Annotated in this window: 13 protein-coding genes; 8 read left to right on the top strand and 5 right to left on the bottom strand. The window is 54.1% G+C overall.

The features are described 5' to 3' along the window. Positions 1–112 precede the first annotated feature (112 nt). Positions 113–1867 (bottom strand): ABC transporter ATP-binding protein, encoded by a 1755-nt coding sequence (locus IT781_RS13705; protein WP_194970730.1) that lies wholly within the window; start codon positions 1865–1867, stop codon positions 113–115. 382 nt (positions 1868–2249) lie between these two features. Between IT781_RS13705 and IT781_RS13710 the strand changes: the two genes are divergently transcribed. The 4 genes from IT781_RS13710 (at position 2250) to IT781_RS13725 (ending at position 9240) form a co-directional block, all read left to right on the top strand. Continuing rightward, a complete protein-coding gene (locus IT781_RS13710; protein WP_194970731.1) occupies positions 2250–3518 on the top strand; it encodes a hypothetical protein in 1269 nt (422 codons plus the stop codon). Then, the gene (locus tag IT781_RS13715) at positions 3511–4884 is read left to right on the top strand and encodes a hypothetical protein (RefSeq protein WP_194970732.1); all 1374 of its coding nucleotides are present in this window, start codon (positions 3511–3513) and stop codon (positions 4882–4884) included. Before IT781_RS13710 ends, IT781_RS13715 begins: the two co-directional genes overlap by 8 nt. A 565-nt stretch (positions 4885–5449) precedes the next feature. After that, positions 5450–6760: a hypothetical protein gene (locus tag IT781_RS13720; protein WP_194970733.1), complete on the top strand. Its 1311-nt coding sequence runs from the start codon at positions 5450–5452 to the stop codon at positions 6758–6760. 65 nt (positions 6761–6825) lie between these two features. Then, positions 6826–9240 carry a cadherin-like domain-containing protein gene (locus IT781_RS13725; RefSeq protein ID WP_194970734.1) on the top strand — a complete coding sequence of 805 codons (2415 nt, stop codon included), beginning with the start codon at positions 6826–6828 and terminating at the stop codon, positions 9238–9240. Here IT781_RS13725 and IT781_RS13730 read toward each other — a convergent pair. After that, positions 9196–9426, bottom strand: coding sequence for a hypothetical protein (locus IT781_RS13730; protein WP_194970735.1), 231 nt, complete (start codon positions 9424–9426; stop codon positions 9196–9198). The two genes, IT781_RS13725 and IT781_RS13730, sit on opposite strands and share 45 nt — an antisense overlap. 434 nt (positions 9427–9860) lie before the next feature. On the opposite strand from IT781_RS13730, the gene IT781_RS13735 reads away from it, so the two are divergent. From IT781_RS13735 to IT781_RS13750, 4 genes are all read left to right on the top strand, one after another. Continuing rightward, positions 9861–12155 (top strand): hypothetical protein, encoded by a 2295-nt coding sequence (locus IT781_RS13735; RefSeq protein WP_194970736.1) that lies wholly within the window; start codon positions 9861–9863, stop codon positions 12153–12155. Between the two features lie 159 nt (positions 12156–12314). After that, entirely contained in the window at positions 12315–14243 is a 1929-nt protein-coding gene (locus IT781_RS13740; RefSeq protein ID WP_228779149.1) for a multicopper oxidase family protein, read from the top strand. 23 nt (positions 14244–14266) lie between these two features. Beyond that, entirely contained in the window at positions 14267–14923 is a 657-nt protein-coding gene (locus IT781_RS13745) for an SCO family protein (RefSeq protein ID WP_194970737.1), read from the top strand. 455 nt (positions 14924–15378) lie between these two features. Continuing rightward, positions 15379–16077 carry a response regulator transcription factor gene (locus IT781_RS13750; RefSeq protein ID WP_194970738.1) on the top strand — a complete coding sequence of 233 codons (699 nt, stop codon included), beginning with the start codon at positions 15379–15381 and terminating at the stop codon, positions 16075–16077. On the opposite strand, the gene IT781_RS13755 is transcribed toward IT781_RS13750, so the two are convergent. The 3 genes from IT781_RS13755 to IT781_RS13765 form a co-directional block, all read right to left on the bottom strand. Next, positions 16074–17618 carry an ABC transporter substrate-binding protein gene (locus tag IT781_RS13755; protein WP_194970739.1) on the bottom strand — a complete coding sequence of 515 codons (1545 nt, stop codon included), beginning with the start codon at positions 17616–17618 and terminating at the stop codon, positions 16074–16076. The genes IT781_RS13750 and IT781_RS13755 overlap by 4 nt on opposite strands. A 361-nt stretch (positions 17619–17979) precedes the next feature. After that, the gene (locus IT781_RS13760) at positions 17980–20319 is read right to left on the bottom strand and encodes a multicopper oxidase family protein (RefSeq protein ID WP_228779150.1); all 2340 of its coding nucleotides are present in this window, start codon (positions 20317–20319) and stop codon (positions 17980–17982) included. A 161-nt stretch (positions 20320–20480) separates the two neighbouring features. Next, positions 20481–20660, bottom strand: coding sequence for a hypothetical protein (locus IT781_RS13765; protein WP_194970740.1), 180 nt, complete (start codon positions 20658–20660; stop codon positions 20481–20483). Positions 20661–21135: the final 475 nt, after the last annotated feature.

The raw sequence follows: 21135 nt of genomic DNA on the forward strand, positions 1-21135 counted from the left end.
CAGTGAGCTAAGGAACTGCACTTAACCAGCGTCAAACGTTTCGGGCGGGGCAACATGCCCCGTCCGGCTGTGGGTCCCGTTTGTCCAGAATTGTTTGTTGAAAACCTGCAGCTCACTCTCCGAGAAAATCTCCGCTCTGATGCTGCCACATGGCGTAATACTTGCCTTTCAGGGCGAGCAGCTGCTCGTGCGTGCCCTGTTCGATGATGTTGCCCTTGTCCAGGACGACGATGCGGTCCATGTTCAATATCGTGGACAGTCGGTGCGCGATCACGATGGCGGTCTTGTTCTCGATCAGCTCAAAAATGGCCACCTGGATCTGTTTTTCGGTCAGCGAATCGAGCGCGCTGGTAGCCTCGTCCAGCACGACGATGGGCGCATCTTCGAGAAACGCCCGGGCAATGGCGATGCGCTGTTTTTCGCCGCCGGAGAGCTTGACGCCGCGTTCGCCCACCAGCGTATCGAATCCATTGGGCAGTTTCTCGATGAATTCCAGGCTGCGCGATTTCCGGGCCGCGTCGATCAAGCGTTCTTCCGGGATATCTTCACCCAGCGTGATATTGTCCCGCACCGAGCGGTGGAAGAGCTCCGGCTGCTGCGGCACCATGGAAATCTGCTGGCGCAGGGCAGGCAGCGTAAAGGTTTTGGCGGGCATGCCGTCGAAAGACAGCGTGCCTTGCTGCGGGTCGAGAAAGCGGAACAGCAGTTTGGTCAACGATGATTTGCCGGAACCGGACGGCCCGACCAGGGCGACTTTCTCGCCGGCCTTGATGGACAGCGAGAAGTTCTCGAACAGCTTCGGCTGGCCAGGATTCGACGGGTTATAGCTAAAGCCGATGCCATCAAAGCAGATTGCGCCTTTAGTGATCTTCAGCGGCTTGGCGTCGGAGGCATCGACTTCCAGGTCCTTTTGCCTGAACACATCGGCCATCTCGGAGGCATCGGCCAGCGCCGTGAAAAAATTGCGGAAATTGCGTCCGAATTCCCACAGACGCTGGATCAGCATGAGCATGATCGATTGGAACAGCACGAACTCGCCGACCTGGAAGTTTCCGGCCTGCCATTTGCGGATCATCAGATAAACCAGCAGCAGCTCGATGCCGAAGGTCATCAGGCCTTGTACGGCAAAGGAGACGAACATCAATATCCAGGCGATTTTCTTCTTGCGGTAAACGAAATCCGACGCCTGGTTGATCTGAGCCTGCTCCCTGGCTTCCAGGGCAAAGCTTTTGACGATGAAGATATTGCTGATGGCGTCCGAAAAAGCGCCGCCGACTTTCGAATCGCCTTTGGCCACGGCTTTGTCGAAGCGCAGTTTCCAGATTGAATAGCCGATGTTCCAGGCCACGAACAGCACAACCCAGGCCAGGAAATAAATCGCGAACTGCGGCTGCTGCCGGTAGAAGATCACGAACGAGATCGCGATCGCGACAATGTTCATGAAGAACTGGAACAGGAACCAGTCCATGATGATTTCAAAAGACCTTGAAAAGCGGTTGGCCTGCTTGATCAGGCTGCCTGAAAAGCTGTTTTCGAAAAAGGCGTATTTCTGTTTTTTCAGCACCTCGAAACAGCGTTTTTCCAGCAAGTTGACGCCGCCGCCGTCGAGCGGCACGATCGCGACTTCCAGCAGGCGCCATGACAGCCAGATGCAGGCGTAGATCAACGCGATCGTCTTCAGATTGTCCAGCAAAGAAGCTAGGGTCGCATCGGAGTAGGGCTTCGCCAACCCGTTGGCGATGTTTTTGTAATAGAGGGGCGCCGACAAATCCAGCATAACGGCGCAGACCAAAGCAAACAGCGATAACAGAAAATACCACTTTTTCTGCCAGACAACCCGGCCGTATTCTTTAAATATAATGTCCATATGTAATGTTGAGTGTTTTTCCAGTGGCTAATTTAACATTGTATCAAGCCGAGCCTATGAAGTTTTACGTGAGAAGGCGAATTTCGGTCGTAGGGTACGCATCGCGTACCTTTTGAAGTTTGGTTCATCGAAAAACTTTGAAAATGGTACGCGTACCCTACAAAGCATTTTTTCCACAAGAAGTAAGCGCCGTAAATATTATCTTGACCGCATGGCTCAAAGCCGGCTATAAGTATTCGTACTTAACATATTGAAATACAGGCATAAAGGCTTTGATTTGAAGCCGACTAACAATAACCCGCCATATAAATACCGATATGAAAACAGCTGAAAAAATATCCTGCAAATTCTCGCATCGGTAAGATTAATCAAGGTGTGAGGAATGAACCTGAATAATTTTCGCGTCATGGGCTCCGGTGGCACCGGCGGCATCATCAACCGTATCCAGACACTGTTCGTCGGCCTGTTGAGGATATGGACAATCCCGATTGTTCTATTGCTGAGCCTGGCCTCCGGATTTACGACTTACTACGGCATGTCGCATTTCATCACGCCGTGGATCGCCTTGATCATCACCGTGGCGATTCAGTCCATCATCGTCATCTGTTCGCTGGAAATTGCCGGCATCCATTGGAAAGCCAACCGGATTCGCTATATCAGCGTATTAGCTTCCCTGCTGGTGGCCATTATCGCCTCGGTTTCATTTTCTTATTTTCAATTTTACGAAATATCGGAAAAGGACAACCTGCATATAGAGCGGCTGAATCAGGTGAGGGATGACGTTAATCATTACCTGAACAAAATCCTGGCCGTAAAAACCGAGATTCTCGAGCAGCAGCGCGCACAACTGGAACTGGCGTCCAAGGAAGTTTCGCAAGCCTATTTCGGCACGCATCCGCAAATTGCTGCCGAGTATAGAAATCAGGTAGGCGAGGGGCCGTTCTGGAAGCATTACAATGAGCTTTATCAGGCTAAAGCGCAGCAGTCAGCCCAGCTTGAACAGGGATTCCGGCAGCTTGACGACGACATGCGCAAACTGCAGGCCAGCCTCAGGCAGGTGAGCCTCGGGCAGGATGAAAGCGGCGCCTACCAGACCGTGCTGTCCAGCCTTAACGACGTGCAGCTTAAATTCAACCAGCTTGCGACCGGTCTGGGGCATGCCGTGCCCGAAGCGCCTGCGGTGATGTCTTACGCGCAGTTTGTGCAGGGCGTGCAGCCGTCGTTCCTGATGTGGAGAGATTTTTCCCCGTTCGCGTTCGTCTGCGCCTCCATGATCGAGTTTTTTACGGTATTGCTGTCATATCGGCTGGAGATGACGGCGCCTGGACCGTTGACCGATCAGGAGGAGGAACTGGTGTTCGAATGCCTCCGGCAATTCACCGAATTCAGAATCAACGAAAACGACGAGCTTGAAATGGTGATCGAGAAAAGCGAGCTGGAGCGGGCCAGACGCTATTCCGACTGGTCGAGAATGTTTGCCGTCGGCTTACTGCTAAGCCGCGGTTTCCTGCGCAAGGTCGATGCCCGAACCGTCGAGTTCGCTCCCAACCTGTATCCGCTGATCGCCCAGCGCATGGGCGAAAAAATCCGCGCTATCAAAGCCGAATCCGGAATTAAACTCGAAGCAGTGCAGCAGGCCGCCAATGAATAATGAAAACACTGATCTGGAAAAATGGCTGGGCGGTTTCGATTCCGGCCAGGACATTGCCGGGCAGGAGAGTTGGGACCCCGGCTTTGATGCCGAGCGGCGCATCGTTCACTCCCGGCTCGGCTTTTACAGCAAGCTGTTCAGCCGGCCCGAGAAATTCGTCAAGCGCTTTTACCATACCGTCTATCCGCTCACGATAGCCGACTGGTCCTTAACGGCCGATAACAAACTCTATGACGGCTTCTGCACCATAGCGTCGCGGCTCGATATTCGCTTTCAGGCTTCAATCAAGTACGCGGCCGCCAACTGGGAGCTGTTGCCCGACATCAACCAACATATCCAAGCGGCTTATGAAGGCCTGGTCAGGGATGCAGTCGACAGGGAATTGCTGAATCTGGACGACGGCGCCTGGATACAGACAGGCTTGAGGAGCACAGAGCAAAAGATAGCCCAGGCCGTTAATGAGCTATTGATGATCCGCGATATTCAATGCCGGACTTTCTGCACGTTGAAGCCCTCTTTCGAAGAATTTCCTGACGATGCGGCGCTGGCGCTGGACGGCCGGTTTGCGCAGGCGTCCGTCTATCTGAGCGTAGTTAAAAAGAATTTCGAGTTCCGGGAAAAACAGGCGCAGGAAAAGCAGCGCCAGGCGCAGGAACTGGAAAATCAGAAACTGCTGCATGAACAACAGCAACTGCAGCAGCTGAACAGGGAAGAGGAACTGCGAAGGCTGAAAGCCATTCAGGACGCCGAAAACCAGCAGTTGCGCCTGAAGGATCAGGAAAAGCTGCAAGCCGAGCAATTTGACATTGAAAAGCGCCTGCATGCGGAAAAAATCAGACACGAAAATGCCCTGAAAGAGATGGCATGGCGGGCCGAAATCGAGGAACAGGAAAAGCGCCAGGCGCTGCTGCATGAGATCGAACAGCAAAACCAGCTTAATCAACTGTCGCATAACGCGCGCTTGAAAGAAACGGCGCTGGACGCCGAAATCAGGGAATTCGAAAAGCAGCAGGCGCGCTGGAACGAGGCCAAGGAAAAAATGCATGTCGAGAACCTTAAGCAGCAGCAGCGCCTGCAGCAAATGGATCTGGAAGCCGAGCTCAAGGCGCAGGAACACCAGCAGCAGCAAAGGAACAATGTGCAGCAGAAGCTGAAGGCGGACAAGATTGAGTACGAAGCGCGCCTGAAAGATATGCAGCTGAAAGCCGAAGTCAAGGAGCAGCAGAAGCGTTTCGAGGCCACTGAAAAATCGGACGAGTATTTGCGCCGCGAAATTGAATTGCTGATTCTGGAAAAGCAGCGCGCCGAACTGGTGCTGGCCGTCAATAAGCCGGCCGACAATCTTTTGGAAGCCCCAAATAGCTGAAATTCAATTCCGTTTGTGTATGCCGGTCCGCTACCAAAAACTGTGAAACAGCGCTGAACTAGCCGATAATCAGTTCCAACAGTGAAGTTATATAAAGCCTGGCTCTTATTTTAAACGATGAGTGCAGGATCGGTTTCATCCGACTTTACGCATGCAGACCCCCGTCATGTGATGAGTGCCGGACATTGAATGAAGACCGGTTTGACACCCTATCGGCCAGCCCGGCCGACAAAATAAAAAAGGACTCTGCCAAATCAGTTATATCAAGGTATGGCTGCTCGTCTGGCTCAATAAATCTCCACATGATTTCCATTCCGCTGCAATGTACCTTAATTTTTAGTCAGGTATTTTTCAGCGCCAAATACAGTTTTCACCTGATAGCGTATTTTCTTCGCCTTTAATATGCTTGAGCAAGCGTTAAAGGACGCAACAATTCCGGTTTCACGATTACGATTATGAAACCGCCGCCTAACCACTTTAAACCTCTACGTCCTTATCTTTAGGTAAAGGAATTCGGGTGCCTTTTTCGTCATTCGCATCTTTCGAAAAGCTTGGAGAAAAAATTATGAAATCAAGGCGTACTATTTTTCTTCCTCTCGTACTGTTGCCGTTCAGTTTTTTTCAGACAGCGCAGGCGATCACCGGCGGCTGTCCGATTGAAGGGGCGACGCCCATGAATATCGGTCCCCTCAACAATTCCCCGGACAGCGGTTTTCCGCTTTACGTTCAGGATTCCAGCGGACTGACCGTGGAAATATGCCTGCATCCGACGCTGTGCATCTCCGATCCGGTGATTCCAGGGCATGAATTTTCGGAATTGATCGGCTTTGGCGCCGAGGGTTTCTGGGCGGCAGCCGATGCGATTATTACCACGACCGCCGGCATTGATGCACGTTTGATATCCGGTGTCGAGGCCGCCTTCGTGACCGAAAATCCGGCTGCCGGCCAGCAGTTTCCGTTTACGCGCCTGCGCATCCGCATCGATGTTCCGCAGGCCGGCATTTATACCGTGACGCATCCCTGGGGGCAGGAGGTATACACAATCGACACGCCGGGCGTGCGCGCTGTCAACGACAGCTTTGATATCGAGTTCGCCGCCAATTCCGTGCACCAGGGCCGCATCGGGCCGATTCTGCGCTGGGATGCCGGACTGCCGATCACCGACGCGCAGGGCGGGCAATATATCGGCGATCCGGCCATACCCCATGCTGTGACCGGCAGCCCTTGCGGCACCAATTTTTTCCGCATCGAGGCTGTTGATCTGGACGGCGTAACGCCGCTCGCTATCGATCCGGGCGATAGCGACAATAATGGCAGCGCCAGCAGCGTGCAGACCAATTTATTTAACGTTTCCGGCAAGCTTTTCAGCGGCAACGCGCCGGCGCCGTTAGTGGTCGACCGCACCAGCTATACCCGCGAGATCGGCGATGAAGGGCAAGTGAACGCGTTTGTCACCTCGGCGCCCTTAGCCGAAGTCACGGTGAGAGGGGAGCCCAATCTGCCCCCGGATGACGTACCGCTGGATGGCAACGGACAAGGCCTGTTTTTCAAGAGCATTCCAGTGGACGCCAGTGTGTTGCCGGATTCAGTGGAAGTCAGCGCCAAGAACAGCGGCAATGCCAACGCCTCGCATATCAACCTGCTCACCGATGCCGTGAATATTACCAAGGCCGAATATAACGTGACATCACAGACCCTGACCATCCAGGCGAACTCCAGCGACAAGGCAACGAATCCTGTCCTCACGGTCTTCGGGTTCGGCGATCTGACCAACGGCAGCGGCACATTCAGCAATGTGATCGCTCCGCCTGCGAAAGTCACCGTGACCTCGGCAAAAAGGGGATCAGACAGCGAAGACATAACCATCATCCGGTGAAGGTGCGGCTATATCTGACTTATGCCGACACTTGCAACGACTGATAAAAAATACGGAGAAACCTCATGAATTCAAGGCTTAATACGAGTATTGTCGCCGCCTTCGCGCTGTTTGCCTGCACCCAGAGCGCCCACGCAATTCCCGGCGGCTGCCCGATCGAAGGGGCAACGCCCATGAACATCGGTCCCATTAACCCACAAAACGGTTTTCCTTTATCGGTTCAGGATTCCAGCGGACTGACCGTGGAAATGTGCCTGGACCCGAACCTGTGCATCTCCGATCCGGTGATTCCAGGCAATGTCTTCTCTGAACAGATCGGTTTCGGCGCCGAGGGCTTCTGGGCATCAGCCGATGCCAGATTGACTACGTCTGCCGGCATTGATGCGCGCCTGATCACCGGCGTCGAGGCCGCTTTTTTGACCGAAACCCCCAGGAACGGCGACCAGTTTCCGTTTACGCGCCTGCGGATCCGCATCGATATTCCACAGGCCGGCATCTACACGGTAACCCATCCCTGGGGCCGCGAAGTCTATACGATCGAAACGCCGGCCAGACGGGCCGTCAACGAGAGCTTCGACTTCTCGTTTGCCGCCAATTCCGTGCATCAGGGCCGCATCGGGCCGATTTTGCAATGGGATTCCGATCTGCCGATCACTGACGCGCAGGGCGGGCAATACATCGGCAATCCGGCCATACCTCATACTGTGACGGGCAGCCCCTGCAACACCAATTTCTTCCGCATCGAAGCCGTGGCGCTGAACGGCGTGACGCCGCTCGCTATCGACCCGGGCGATAGCGACAATAATGGCAGCGCCAGCAGCGTGCAGACCAACCTGTTCACCGTTTCCGGCAAGGTTTTCACGCAAGTTGAACCGGCCGCGCTGGTGACCACCCGAACCACCTACGCCCGTCAGGCCAACAGCGCCGGCCAGGTGGATATCTTTGCCACCTCGGACGCAGCGGCCAATGTAACCGTGAGCGGCGGCGCGAATCTGCCGGCCGGAGAAAATCCGCTGATCGGCGACGGCAACGGCTTGTTCTATTCCAGTCTGCTGCTGGAAGATGCCGCCATATTGCCCCGAGTGGTCAGTGTGACGGCCAACAGCTCAGGCAAGACACCTACCCGATTGCTGAGTCTGTTGACCGACAAGGTCGACATTACGCGAGCGGAATATAATCTGCAATTGAAAACCATGACCATAGAAGCCGTTTCCAGTGATCTGCTCAATCCGCCGACACTCACGGCATTCGGATTCGGCAATCTGAGCAATGGCGGCCTGACGGTTCCCGATATAACGGCTGCGCCTTCCAAAGTCAGGGTGATCTCGACGGCCGGCGGATCGGATATCGAGAATGTCACCATTGTGGGAGCGGCACAGCCGGTAGCCGTCAACGATGCTTACAGCACATCGCAAAATACCGTGCTTGAGATTCCTGCGCCCGGTGTGCTGGGGAATGATATTAATCCTGATGGGACAGCGCTGACCGCTGTTCTGGCTGCCAATGTCAGTAACGGCACGCTTGCCCTGAATCCGGACGGCTCATTCACCTATACGCCCAATACCGGCTTTATCGGACAGGACAGCTTTACTTATACGGCGCAGGACGGCAACTCGTCTGGTCCGGCAACCGTGACGATCGATGTCATCGGCTCGAATGCCGCTCCGGTGGCCGTGAACGATGAGGCGACAACGGCCGAGGATACGCCGGCGAATATTGCGGTGCTCGCCAACGACAGCGATGCGGACGGCAACACGCTGACTCTGACATCAGTCAATCCGCCTGTGAATGGTACAGCGGCCATCAATCCGGATAATACGGTCAGCTATACGCCCAATGCCAACTTCAATGGCACAGACGCTTTCACTTATAGCATTTCCGACGGCAACCTCACGGCCACTGCCACGATCACAGTTACCGTGACAGCAGTCAACGATAACCCGGTCGCGGTCAATGACGCGGCGACAACCACTGCCGGCACCCCGGTCACTGTTTCTGTGCTGGGCAATGACAGCGATATAGACGGCGACAATCTGACCGTAGCGGCCATCGCATCATCCCCTGCCAATGGTACGGTAAACTTTAACGCCAACAGTGTCACCTATACGCCAAATGCCGGCTTTACCGGCACCGACGCGTTCCAGTACACCGTTTCCGACGGCAGCCTGACAGCCACGGCCACCGTGACGATCACGGTCAATCCCGTCGCCGTAACCGATCAGGTGACAGTGATCACAGCCGATTTCAGGACGAGGGCCGTCCGCTGGTCGATCAGAGGCACCTCGGGGGCCAATACCACCGTCACCATCCATGTCGGTTCATCCGAGACGGGAACCGTTATCGGCACTGCGGCGGCGGACCAGCGCGGCAGATGGAAATTCGATAGCCGCGGCGGCGCCCCGTTAGGAAACAATACGACTATCACTGTCGTTTCGTCAGGCGGCGGCAAAATAACCGTCCCTGTCACCGTAAGGAGATAGTAAAGCCGCTTTAGAGCAATAAGCCGCCGTGCCGGATGGTCGAATCTGACAATCCCGTACGGCGGTTTTTTTATCCCTGCTGTCGCGCATGGGCGTCTCATCCCGTCTGATGCAAAGCATGCCGCTGCCGGGGGGCGAGGCTGTGAAAACTTGCGGGATTGAAGAGGGCTCGGCTTTTTTCGTCATCTCCTTTTATTGCTGCGCGAGGTTTTCGATCGCTTGGTATCGATGCGTTTGTCCGGTGCTTAGCCATGATTGAGGTCTTTGCCATTCACTATGGAAAATTCAATCATTTCAATTTGTTGAGTATCCTGCCTGCGGGAGCCTTCCCTTGAGTTAAAAGTTAAATCCCGCTTTTATAATCAGGTATTTGCCTGACTCAATTTCAGGTGTTCACCCGAGTTTGTTTGATTTGCTTTTGTTATACGCTGTGATCGAGAGCAGCTCAGTCTGGCTGCCATTGCGGCCCTTAACGAGCCTGCCTGATGCCCATACCAGACATTAATTAGGTCGGCTTCAGTTGAGGAATGGATGAGGATTATCGATACAAGAAATAATTTTCATACAGCAGTTCATGGATTACCGCCTAATGAATGTAAATCCTACAATGAGGTTTAAACATGAAAATGAGACACACAGCTATTGCAGTCGCGCTCGCTGCGTCGGGCTTCTCCGCACAGGCCGATCTGGCCAGGGTCGGGCCTAGTAACGTGCCATCACCGCCGGGATATGGCTTTCCTCTTTGGTATCAGGATCTGAACGGCACAGTTCTGGATCTGTGTTTGCCGGACGCCAATGACCCCGGCGCTGCGCAGCAGAATGCCTGTTTACTGGTCGGACCCGGCTTGCCCGATCCGCCTTACAGCTTCCCGAACAACTTTCCCGATGAAGCGTTTTACTTCAATGCCACATCCGTGATGGACATGCCGGCAGGCAAGCGCGCCACGCTGGTTACGGCGCTGGAAGCGGCATTTTCTGTAGGCCCTGTAGTCATAGGCGATCAAATAACATTTACACGTATCCGCGTATTTGCCGGCGTTCCCGAACCTGGCACTTATACCGTGACGCACCCTTACGGCGTTGAAACCTTTCCGGTTGATTCCGTTTCCGCCGGCAATCGCGACATCGTCTTCAGCGAAGACGTCGGCGTGGCGCGCGGCATATTTGATGGCGCGCTCAAAAGCCGCGTCGGGCCTTTCCTGCAGCGAGCCGACAGCCTGGGCGCCCCGCTCGGGCCGGTCACGGTTAACGGCGCTCAATTCCTGTCGGATGGGGCTGCCACGGAATTTGTCACCGGCAGTCCTTTCGGCACCAATTATTTCGAGATCTGCGGCGTCCGTACAGACGGCACGCCCATCATATTGGGCGATCAGGGCGCTAGCGGTATGTGTATTCGTTCCGACCAGTTCAGCCTGATGGGCCGCCTGCACGATTTTGTGGCAAATCCAATTCCCAGCCCGCTGGAAATCTACAACAGCTTCTATAAGCGCGACGCGGACGGTACGCAGGTCGATGTCTACGCCCGCAATATCAAGGCATTGCCCAGCCAGCCCAATCCCTCGCTGACAGCGGCGGCGGCCAATATAAAGCCTGTCAAGATGATTCCGTTCGGTCCGACTGGCCTCGGCCAATTCTATACTCAGGGCCTGGTGGATCCCAGCGGCGCCTTGCCTGGTCCCGTATCGGTCATCAACAGTGCCGATACGCCGTCCAGCAAGGTTACGAAGGATGCCGTCGATATCGTGACAGCGGCTTCGGCAAATTACGATTACAACACGGATACGCTGACCGTAACGGCAACCAGCAGCGATAAAGGTTTCGGAACCGATCTGCCGCCAAAACTAAGCCTCGACGAGAATAAATACCCTGGCCATACGGCAGTGGCCGCCAACAACGCCAACGATCCCGCCGAAATGATACTGACGGCCACGGGAGTAGGCACGCCGCCGGATACTGTCACCGTTCTGTCGTCTGCCAACGGCAGCGGGACATTCCCCGTAATGCGCAATCAGGCGACAGGCGTCAATATACCTGGACCTGGCGTGCCGCTGGCGCTGGATGACAGCGCGACGGCGGAAGCGAATGGCGCGGCAGTCGAAATTCAGGTTGCCGAGAATGACATCGTCAATACGGCAGCGCCCATCACGTCCTTGCAACTGGTCGGGCCTGCGATACCGGCCGGTTCTGGAACTGCGTCCGTTAATGGCGCGAAAATCATCTACACGCCGGGTTCCGTCAATGGCGTCGTGACTTTCCAATATACGGCATCGAACAGCGTCGGCCAGTCCAATGCGGCGACGGTGACGGTCACGGTTATTCCGTCCGCAGCAGGTCCTGCGCCGATCGTTAATCCCGATGGTCCAGTCAATGCGACTGTCAGCCAGTCGGTAGTGATCAACGTGTTGGCCAACGATTCGGGCAATGGCGGCACGCTGAATCCGGCCTCGGTAACGTTAGCCAACGTCACCGGCGGTACGGCGGCTGCCGATGCCACCGGCAAGGTGACTTTCACGGCCGGCACAGCGGCAGGCAACTTCGGCTTCGATTACACGGTAGCCAACGACAACGGCCAGGTTTCGCCGACAGCGCATGTCGCAGTGACGGTCGTCAATCCTGAGAATATCCAGATAACTACATCACAGTGCAAGGTCATCAGTACCACGGCGGGCGAATGGCGCGTGGCCGGCACCAGCTCGGTGCAGACCAATAACAGCATCCAGTTGTATCTGACGGCATCTGTGCCGGCCGATCTGAGTGACAACAAACTGGGGGCAGCCGCCCCTGTTGTTGCCGGCGTGCCTAACGGTACCTGGGAAGTCCGGTTAAGACCGGGACCAGCCTGCAGGACGCCGATCAGCTTGATTTCCTCGGCGACAAGCGCCAAGCGGGAAAACATCGCTGTTGCGCCCAAATAAGCGCAGGGAATCGGAAACCGGCCCCGCCAGGGGCCGGTTTTTAAGGCTGAACGGCAAAACAGCATCTGGACTTGCTGTTGAGTGTTGGGCAAAAAGAAAAGCACTGAAACACAATTTCTTTGCGCGGTTTTTCAAAAATAAAGATGGGGAAGGAGTGTCATGTTTAAGAAAACAGTCAAAGTAACGAATTACAGCCAGCGCGAAAAGGCCATAGCCCGGTATATGCAGGAGGTTAACGATATTCAGAAAGCCGGCATCAGCCGGCGCGAGTTATTCAAGATGGGATTGACGGCTGGCGTGGGCGGCCTGACAGCGATCGGAGGTCGCCATTTTCTGCCTAATCTGGCCGAAGCGGCCGATAGAGGATTGATCAGTCCACCCTGTAGGAAACCCTGGACGGAGCCGCTGCCGATCCCGAAGGCCTGCCAATCGGTAGGCTCTTTTACCGGCCCTTCGCCGGAAGAAGGCAAATGCGGCGAAAAGCATACGCTTTGGAATCCCGGAAAAAATGATTTCGACGATTTCGAGGAAGCGCGCGACGAGGCGCACCAGCGCTGGAGCGAGTTGGGCGGCCTGGACGCCTGCACGAAATATGAACTGATGGTCAGGGAAATCGACTGGAATTTTTATTCAGCGCAAGAATACCCGGCATTCAATTCCAAAGTCTGGACTTATGTCGACCTGAATTCGGACGCGGTCGGCGTGCTGCGCATCAATGCCCATTACGGCGAGCCTATACTCATGCGTATGTACAATGGCTTGCCCAAGGATGACAAGGAAAACCAGGGATTCGGCATCAATCAGTGCTCGCCGCATCTGCATAACGCCCACAATCCCCCTGAATCCGACGGCGGGCCGACCCGGTTCTTCGATTCCGGCGAATGGTGGGATTACTGGTATCCGAACATTCGGGCAGGCTTCGCCAGCACGCACAGGAACGGCACCTGGTACAATGGCGCCTGGTGTCCGGGCGACTGGCGGGAAACGCAAAGCACGCTGTGGTTTCACGACCACCGCTTCGACTTTACAGCCGCCAACGTCTATAAAGGCATGGCCTCGTTCTACACGCTGTTCAGCAATGACATCAACCTCGATACCGGCGATGAAACGACCGGCCTGAGGCTGCCCAGCGGTGAATACGATGTCCCTTTGCTATTTACCGACAAGGTCTTCGACCAGACTGGCCAGATGTTCTTCGATACCTTCAATCTGGAAGGCATCATCGGCGATATGCAGACGGTCAACTTCAAGATCAAGCCCTATATGTATGTCAAACGCCGCAAATACCGTTTCCGTTGCCTGGATGCCGGGCCGTCACGGTTCATCGAACTGTTTCTGAGCAATGGCGCCAAGTTCACGCGCATCGCCAATGACGGCAATCTGCTGCCCAAGGCGCAAGTCGTCTCCAGTGTACGGTTGGGTGTAGCCGAAAGGGCGGATGTGATCGTCGATTTCAGCCAGTATGCGCCCGGTACGGTGATTTATCTGGAAAACCGGCTGGAACAGCTCAACGGCAAGGGCACTTCCGGCAAGCTTCTGCCTTCCGGCAGCAAGACGCAGCTTCTTAAGTTCATCGTGTCCGGCGATCCGGTCGTCGATGAAAGCGCGCCGTTGAGCACGCTCCAGTCTCAGGTCATGGTGCCGTTGCCAGCCAGAACCAATCCCATCAAGGTCAACCGGACCTTCAAATTCGATTCAAGCAATGGCGCCTGGACAGTCAATGGCAGGCTATTCGATCCCTCCAGAATCAGCGCCTATCCGGCAGAGGGTTCGGCGGAGCGATGGACGCTGAATTCGAGCGGCGGCTGGTCTCATCCGGTGCATACACATCATGAGGAATTTCAACTGCTCAGTCGCAACGGCAAGGCCGAGAACCTGGCGATCGATGACAAGTCCCGCAAGGACGTAGTAAGAATCGGCGATGGCGCCGTGGGTTCGTCGGGATCGGGCGAGGTCAGCTACTACATACAATTCCGCGACTGGTACGGCGACTATCCCTTGCACTGCCACAACGTCGTGCATGAAGACCATGCCATGATGATTCGTTTCCGCATCGTGCCGCCCGATGATTCGAAGGCCGGCAAGTAACGCGACTGAGCGAGGATAAAACCATGAACAAAAGAGATTTTATCAAAAAGCTGACCGGTGCTTCTCTCGGCATAGCCACATTGAACACCTTGCCTTCCGCCGCTATCGCCCAAGGCGATTTTCACCCGGCCAGAATGGACCGGGCCGAGCGCCGCAAAAAATCCTTTCCGAACGTGCCGCTGATTACGCATGAGGGCGAGGCCGTGCGGTTCTACGACGATCTGATCAAGGACAAAACCGTACTCATCAATTTCATGTACGCGCGTTGCGGCGATATCTGCCCGGGCATGACCGCGAATCTGAAAAAGGTGCAGAAAGAATTCGGCGATAGGGTAGGGCGCGATATCTTCATGTATTCGATCACGCTGGAGCCGGAACATGACACGCCGTCAGCGCTGAAAGCCTATGCCGAGCTCTTCAGGGTCGGACCGGGATGGAAGTTCCTGACAGGCAAAAAAAATGACATCGAACTGCTGCGCAGACAACTGGGTTTTACTTTCTCGGACCCGATGCTGGACCAGGACAAAACCCAGCACATAGGCGTCGTCAAATACGGCATCGAGCCGCTGGAGCGCTGGGGAACATGCCCGGCCCTGGGTAATCCCAAATACATCGCCGAATATCTTTATTGGATGGAGCCTGACGGACGGCGGCCGAAACAATCGGAAATGCTGGGTTAAGCCCGCACTTGGCAGGGACAATGGCGCCACGGACGGCACGGCTCATTCATGGCATAAATCAATGATAGCTCAAAAATGCCTTAAAATTTTCCGTGCGACACGAAATTAATATCAATAATTTCATATATTTATTTAATTTTTAATTAAATAATCATTAGATAAAATTAATATTTAGGTAGTAGTGCTTATTTATCCCTTCTGACGCAAGCGCTAGCATAATGTCGTAGTGTGTCAAGTTAAAAAGAATAAAAAACAGACATTTTTTTAAATTTGTGAAACGTGTCACGTTTTTTTTGTCCGCTGATACACCAGATTGGGGGAGCCATGTTGATCATGTGTCTGCCTGATGAGACATATTTTATTCGAGCATCAATAGAATTGATTAGTTGTAAATTTTTAAAAGTATCTTCTTTTCAATGCTTTTAAAAAGTCCCGTCAGAAGTGGAGAATTATAAATGTATAAGATTGCAATAGTTGAGGACCAAACGATTATAAGAGCAGGGCTGTATGCGGTACTGACTCAGGAACCGCAGTTTAATGTTGTTTCTCAATCCGGGGATCCCATTGAATTGTTTCGGCAAACCTGGTTCGTCCCGCCTGATCTGGTGCTGCTGGACCTGATCATGCCCAAGATGAACGGCGTGGAAGCCATAGAAGAAGTCAAGAAGCGCTGGCATGGCACAAAAGTATTGGTTTACACGTTCAAGGATGCGGGCGCGAGCATTTCTGACGCATTCCAGGCAGGCGCTGATGGCTATCTGCTGAAGAACGCCTCGACGGAAGAATTGGTTTCCGCCGTAAAAAACGTATTGGCGGGACATTACTATGTTTCAGATGAGATTTTACCGACGATCATGAGCCGGTATCTTCGGGCGGAAAGAATGCTGTCGGCCAACCATTTGCAGAACCTCCTGACCACACGGGAGCGTGAATTGCTTAAATTGATAACCGAGGGTTATAAAAATAAAGAAATGGCGGACAGTCTTTGCATCAGTTTAAAAACAGTGGAGACGCACCGGACTAATCTGATGAAAAAACTCAATGTGCATAATGTAGCGGAATTGATCTCAGTGGCAGGAGAGGCCGGCATTACCCGCTCTGACAATCGATCTTTTAATCCTGTTTCTTTTCGCCAAGTCCAATTGGCGGACTAACGCTCATTTCGGGATGCTGAAACAATAGTAACCGCTGTTGAGCCTATGTGTCGGTTCGACCCGTAAGAAAGAAGGGGTATCACCCCCGTGTCGAACTGATAAATAGTTTCCAGCGTATTGATCAGCTTTTTCCTGCTTAAGTCCCTGCCTGTTCTTTGCAGGCCTTCCGCTAATAGTTTGGCTGCACTGTAAGATACGGCTTGCGCGGTTAAATGATGCATTGAACGATTATTTCGTTTGATCAGCCGGAAAAACTCATCCGCGTTCGCTTGAGCGGGCGGCGCGAGAGACAGGGACATAAAAATCCGGCTGCCGGGCGCTTCATTAAACATGCCAGGGCTTGTCAGTGAGCCGGAGACAAACAGGTAAGGTTTCGGCTTCAATTGTTCGGCGCTCTTCAATAACATGCGCAATTCATCATCAGTGCCAAAAAAGAAAATCACGCCCGGCGCCCGCCTTTTAAGTTCAGCAGCAAACATCTGGGATTGACGCTGCGGATAAATGAATTTGCCGGCCGGACCCAAGCCGCGAGCCCGGCTTTGTTTGTCGATAGCTTCGAGCGCGCCTTGGACCATGGCGTTTTTAGGGCCGATGACCATCGGCGCGGCATTCTCCAGGCGCAATGCATCAGCCGCATAATCCACCATGGCGCGGGCTTCGTTTTTAAGGCCCGGCAGCAGATAGAAAGCGGATCGGCTGCGGACCGGATTCTCTTCAGGAAACAAGGTATAAGGGCCGATCTGCGGAACGCTGCGGCTCTCGCTCAGCAATAAAATATCCTGCTCCAGGTTGCCGGCGAACGGCGCTATTAAAGCAAATACCGGTTCGGCTTCGAGCAGACGGCGCGCATTCTCTATGGTCGAATCGGCGCTGCCGGTGAACTCGGCGACTTCCAGGCGAATCTCGCGATTGTAAATGCCGCCTCGTGCATTAATCTCGTCAAAATAAGCCGACAGCATGTCCTTCATGGCCTGGCCCATGCCCGCCAAGGGGCCGCGCATCGGCAGCACTGTGCCCAGCCGGATAACAGACTCGCTCAGCCCCGGATCGGCATCGGTCGAGAGGCGTTTCAGGTACGCGATCAGGTCGGCGCTGTCGCTGGCAGACAACGCGTATCTCGGCATGGCGGAATCCAGCCGGTTGCCGGCCGGATCGAGGCCGCCGGCAATAGCCGCGGCGATAGTGCCGGCCGTGAAAGCGGCATGTTTTCTGCCGTTGTCATGGGTGTGCCCATAGGCCAGGGTCAGGTGCTCAAAGGTGATGTCGGTTGGAACGATGCCGCCTTCCGGCCGCCCATGCCCATCCTCGCCATGGCAGCCGGCACAGGGCACATCCGTCCCCGACAGTTCCGTCGATTCGGGCCCTACCAGCGCTTTGACCGGCTTGCCGGAAGGGCCGGCGCCGGTCAGGTAAAGCTGCTTGCCCCGCGTTTCCGAAGCCGTCAGCGGCGCAGCCGACAGGGAAGGGCTGAACAACACGGCCGATAACAGCACAAAGCCGGCCGCGTCCAATCCGTTTATTGTTTTATCAGGGCTTTTCATGGCAGGCAGTCAGCAGGTCATAGATTCTGAAAGGTAGCACTTACGCAAGCTTGTGGGGGCGACTTTAGTCGCCTTTTATATTGAAACGGGCGGCTAAAGTCAGTCGCCCCCCACATTATTAGAATAGCTTTTTTTCATCTTTAGATCACCTAATCCTGTTTTCTACCGTTTATGAGAGTCTTTCTACCATTGTCGTTATCGAAGGAGCGAAATACTGCCGGCTTTACTGTGGGCGTGAGAAAGAGCACAGCCCATCCGGGGCTGCACTCCGTCCGATACGCTTTAGGTAATATTCGACACGTAATTTGCTCCACAAATTGCTACAAAGTCGGAACGATACTCGCCTTACCCCGGCCCTGGCCTAGTTGCCCGCCAGCGGAACCGGGCAGTCAGCCTGATTGCCCACGCAGAGGGGGCGCATCATGTCGTGGTCTTCATGAGACAAAATATGGCAATGCCAGACATACAGGCCGGGGCGGTCGAATCGGGCTTTTACGCGCGTCACTTCGCCGGGATAGGCGATCACTGTGTCTTTGGAACCGAATTCCCAGGCTTCCGGTCCCCTGGCAGCGCCTCCTATTGGTGTTGCCGGGAGCAAAGGCATACCGTTCAGATCGGTTTGCAGCGGCTCACGGCTTTCAACCTGGAACTCTACCAGGTGCATATGGACAGGGTGGGCGTCTGCGGTGAAGTTGTAGATTTCCCATATCTCCGTGGCGCCGTTGCCGGGATTTTCGGTAACCGGGTCCATCCAAGGGAAGGGCGCAGGAGCGCCATAGCTATCCAGCGTGCCAAGCATGGAAATGGTCGGGCCGAACGGAATACCGGTAGGATCCTCGATAATATTCACCAGGTTGCCATTGGCATCGGTGTTGTAATTGGCAAACACGGTTCCGGATTCCATTTCGTTGAGGGAAACCTTGCGTATCATTGAAGGGTTGCCTAAATTTTCAGCCGGCAACAACTCCGTTATCTGTTGCGGAGGAATCGAGTTGTCTTTCGAAGTTGCCTGCACGACGTTAAGCTTCATGATCTGGCCTGTGGTGTCCGGATCGGAGAAGGCATAATCCACCCCGCCTTGGCCGCCGCCATAAGGCTCATCAGGGCCTTCATTGATCAGGTAAAGCTGCGTACCGTTAGCCACATTGGTGAAATCCACGATCACATCGGCTCTCTCGGCGGGCCCGATAAGAAGCGAACCTGATTGTGCCGGCTGGGTCTGAAATCCGCCATCGCCTCCAACCACCCAAAACGGCACGGCCTCTGTTGCTGGCCGGGCTGTCGGGTCGTCGGCAATTTTCAGAATCATGAAGCGCGAGTCTGACGCATTCAGAATGCGAAAACGATAACGGCGCTGCTCGACGTTAAGTTTCGGCCAGCTGTGGCCGTTGACCAGCATCACGTTAGAGAAATATTCCGGATTCCAGATGGGCGAGACATCGCTGTCGCCGCCCGTTGCGGTTTTGCTCGGAATGAAGGGTATCTGAAGATCGTTCTTGGCCAGTCCTTCGAAGAACGCCCGATCGCCCGGATAAAACAGGCTGCCGTCACTGTTGAAAGCGCGGTCTTGAATGACCAAGGGAATTTCGTAGGCGCCTTTAGGCAATGACGCGCTAGGGAGGTCCGATGCGCCGCCGCGTAAAAAGTAATTTCCTGTCAAACCGGCATAGACGTTGTTTCTGGTCATGCCCAGCGCATGGTCATGGAACCACATATGCGTGGCGCGTTGATCATTGGTATATTGATAAGTTGCGGCTCCGGCCTCATCGGCGACCCCGTCTATTTGTGTCCAATGGGAGCCTCGGGGCGCATAGCCGGCCGGAATATCCGATGCCGCAGGCAACGTCCATGATTCGGGATAGCCGTCGCTTCCCGAAACGACATGCGCACCGTGTAAATGTGTAACCAAAGGCACTGGTCCGGTATACGGATTCGGGTTTGTGCCCATGCTGTCCTGTCCTCCCGGGCCTCCGGCAGGATTGGCCCAGTGCACGGTCTGATCGACCGGCAGAAGGTGGGGAAGGAAATTTCCTTTTTTACCTTTGAGGTCGTTGATCCATTTTACCTGTACCGGCCGGTTGACTTTCGCTTCGATGGTATAGGAAGGAGAATGGAAGGTTTTCGAATCACTGCTGGCACCATATGCCCATAGTTTCGTTTTAGGCAGCGGAGCCGGAAGAACCTGTTGTGAAATCTGGCGTGCAGCGATTTCGTAATAATCGATTTTAGAATTACTTTTGTAAGGCACTTTAGGCATTGCGGGTGGAACATACAAAGGACTGGCGTATTTGGGTATTGTCGCCGGATCCAAGGTGCCGCCCGGCAGTGCTGCCCAGGCGGCGCTTCCCATCCATGGCAGCATAAGCATCAGGCTGACTCCGGCCAGAGTCCGCCGCTTAAGTGGGCATATGGCTTTTTGCCTGACTTTTCCCCGGTACTTTATGGTTTTGCCGGGCAGCTTTTTCGGGTCATGCGATTGAGTTGCTAGCGAGGGAAAAACATCATTATCAGGACTTACGCAAGCCTGTGGGGCGACTTCGCCTAGAGCGCCTACTGTTGGCAGTCGCCCTTTATCTGAATGGGCGACTGAAGTCGCCCCCACAGGTTTTAGAGCCGCTTGTCTCAGTAGTTGAACAGGCAGACTGCATAAGTCCTGATTGTGGATCACATTATTATTGTCGTTATGCACTCTCTGAGACATATATAAACCCTCAATAATGCTAAGTTATAAAATTTATGTTTTAAAAAACAAACATAATTGTTTGATAAATAAGTAAATTTTGTTAAAACATTCTTGTTCAATATCCGTGAGCCTCGCTCGGATCACCCGTGTGCACGACCTGAGCATGATTTCTCTTGCATTCATTCCTGTTCCTTTAACAGCGCATTTTTCATCTCGACGGCAGGCATTGGTCTAACCTGCAAGACGGGACTATCCTGCTTTCTATTGCGTGGCGGCGCATCCTCCACCATCCGCAGGCAAACCGGAATGGCGCCTGATTCTGGTAGCGCCAATGGATCACGGCATTGGCCGATTCCCACTTAGCGATACCTTAAAAAATCATTAAGGCAGGCAGACTTTATCTGTAGAGCTAGAGAGTGCATATCAGGTGAAACCCTGATTTTTAACTCAGAAAGTACCTGATTTGGTGGGCTGCAATTTGTGAAAACTAAGTAGTCGGGTGACGATGCTTCCGTCATTCGAAAATGACGTCATGCAGGGAGGTTCGGATACTCGTGAGCTTAAGCTCCAGGCATTTTCACGGCGAGCATCAAGCAGTTTATCGGTTAAAGCTCCTGTTTTGTCTGCAGTCCTGCAGAAATGGAAAAGGGTGCAGCCGACTATCGGCCGCACCCTTGATACGTTTTACGGGATGCTATTGCACGCGTAATTTACCCCACAGCCCGCCGTCAAACTGGAACGATGCCTGATCCCGGTAGAGGTAATCCCCGGGCGTTGCAAAGACACCGCCGGCGCCATTGGCCAGCAGGAAGTTGAAATGGCTGCCCGGCCCGA

Source organism: Methylobacter sp. BlB1, from assembly GCF_015476545.1.
Taxonomy (GTDB): domain Bacteria; phylum Pseudomonadota; class Gammaproteobacteria; order Methylococcales; family Methylomonadaceae; genus Methylobacter.

What these genes read in the sequence shown, in the direction of transcription:
- IT781_RS13705 (WP_194970730.1), bottom strand. Translation starts at nt 1,867, where the DNA reads ATGGACATTATATTTAAAGAATACGGCCGGGTTGTCTGGCAGAAAAAG.
- IT781_RS13710 (WP_194970731.1), top strand. Translation starts at nt 2,250, where the DNA reads ATGAACCTGAATAATTTTCGCGTCATGGGCTCCGGTGGCACCGGCGGC.
- IT781_RS13715 (WP_194970732.1), top strand. Translation starts at nt 3,511, where the DNA reads ATGAATAATGAAAACACTGATCTGGAAAAATGGCTGGGCGGTTTCGAT.
- IT781_RS13720 (WP_194970733.1), top strand. Translation starts at nt 5,450, where the DNA reads ATGAAATCAAGGCGTACTATTTTTCTTCCTCTCGTACTGTTGCCGTTC.
- IT781_RS13725 (WP_194970734.1), top strand. Translation starts at nt 6,826, where the DNA reads ATGAATTCAAGGCTTAATACGAGTATTGTCGCCGCCTTCGCGCTGTTT.
- IT781_RS13730 (WP_194970735.1), bottom strand. Translation starts at nt 9,426, where the DNA reads ATGACGAAAAAAGCCGAGCCCTCTTCAATCCCGCAAGTTTTCACAGCC.
- IT781_RS13735 (WP_194970736.1), top strand. Translation starts at nt 9,861, where the DNA reads ATGAAAATGAGACACACAGCTATTGCAGTCGCGCTCGCTGCGTCGGGC.
- IT781_RS13740 (WP_228779149.1), top strand. Translation starts at nt 12,315, where the DNA reads ATGTTTAAGAAAACAGTCAAAGTAACGAATTACAGCCAGCGCGAAAAG.
- IT781_RS13745 (WP_194970737.1), top strand. Translation starts at nt 14,267, where the DNA reads ATGAACAAAAGAGATTTTATCAAAAAGCTGACCGGTGCTTCTCTCGGC.
- IT781_RS13750 (WP_194970738.1), top strand. Translation starts at nt 15,379, where the DNA reads ATGTATAAGATTGCAATAGTTGAGGACCAAACGATTATAAGAGCAGGG.
- IT781_RS13755 (WP_194970739.1), bottom strand. Translation starts at nt 17,618, where the DNA reads ATGAAAAGCCCTGATAAAACAATAAACGGATTGGACGCGGCCGGCTTT.
- IT781_RS13760 (WP_228779150.1), bottom strand. Translation starts at nt 20,319, where the DNA reads ATGTCTCAGAGAGTGCATAACGACAATAATAATGTGATCCACAATCAG.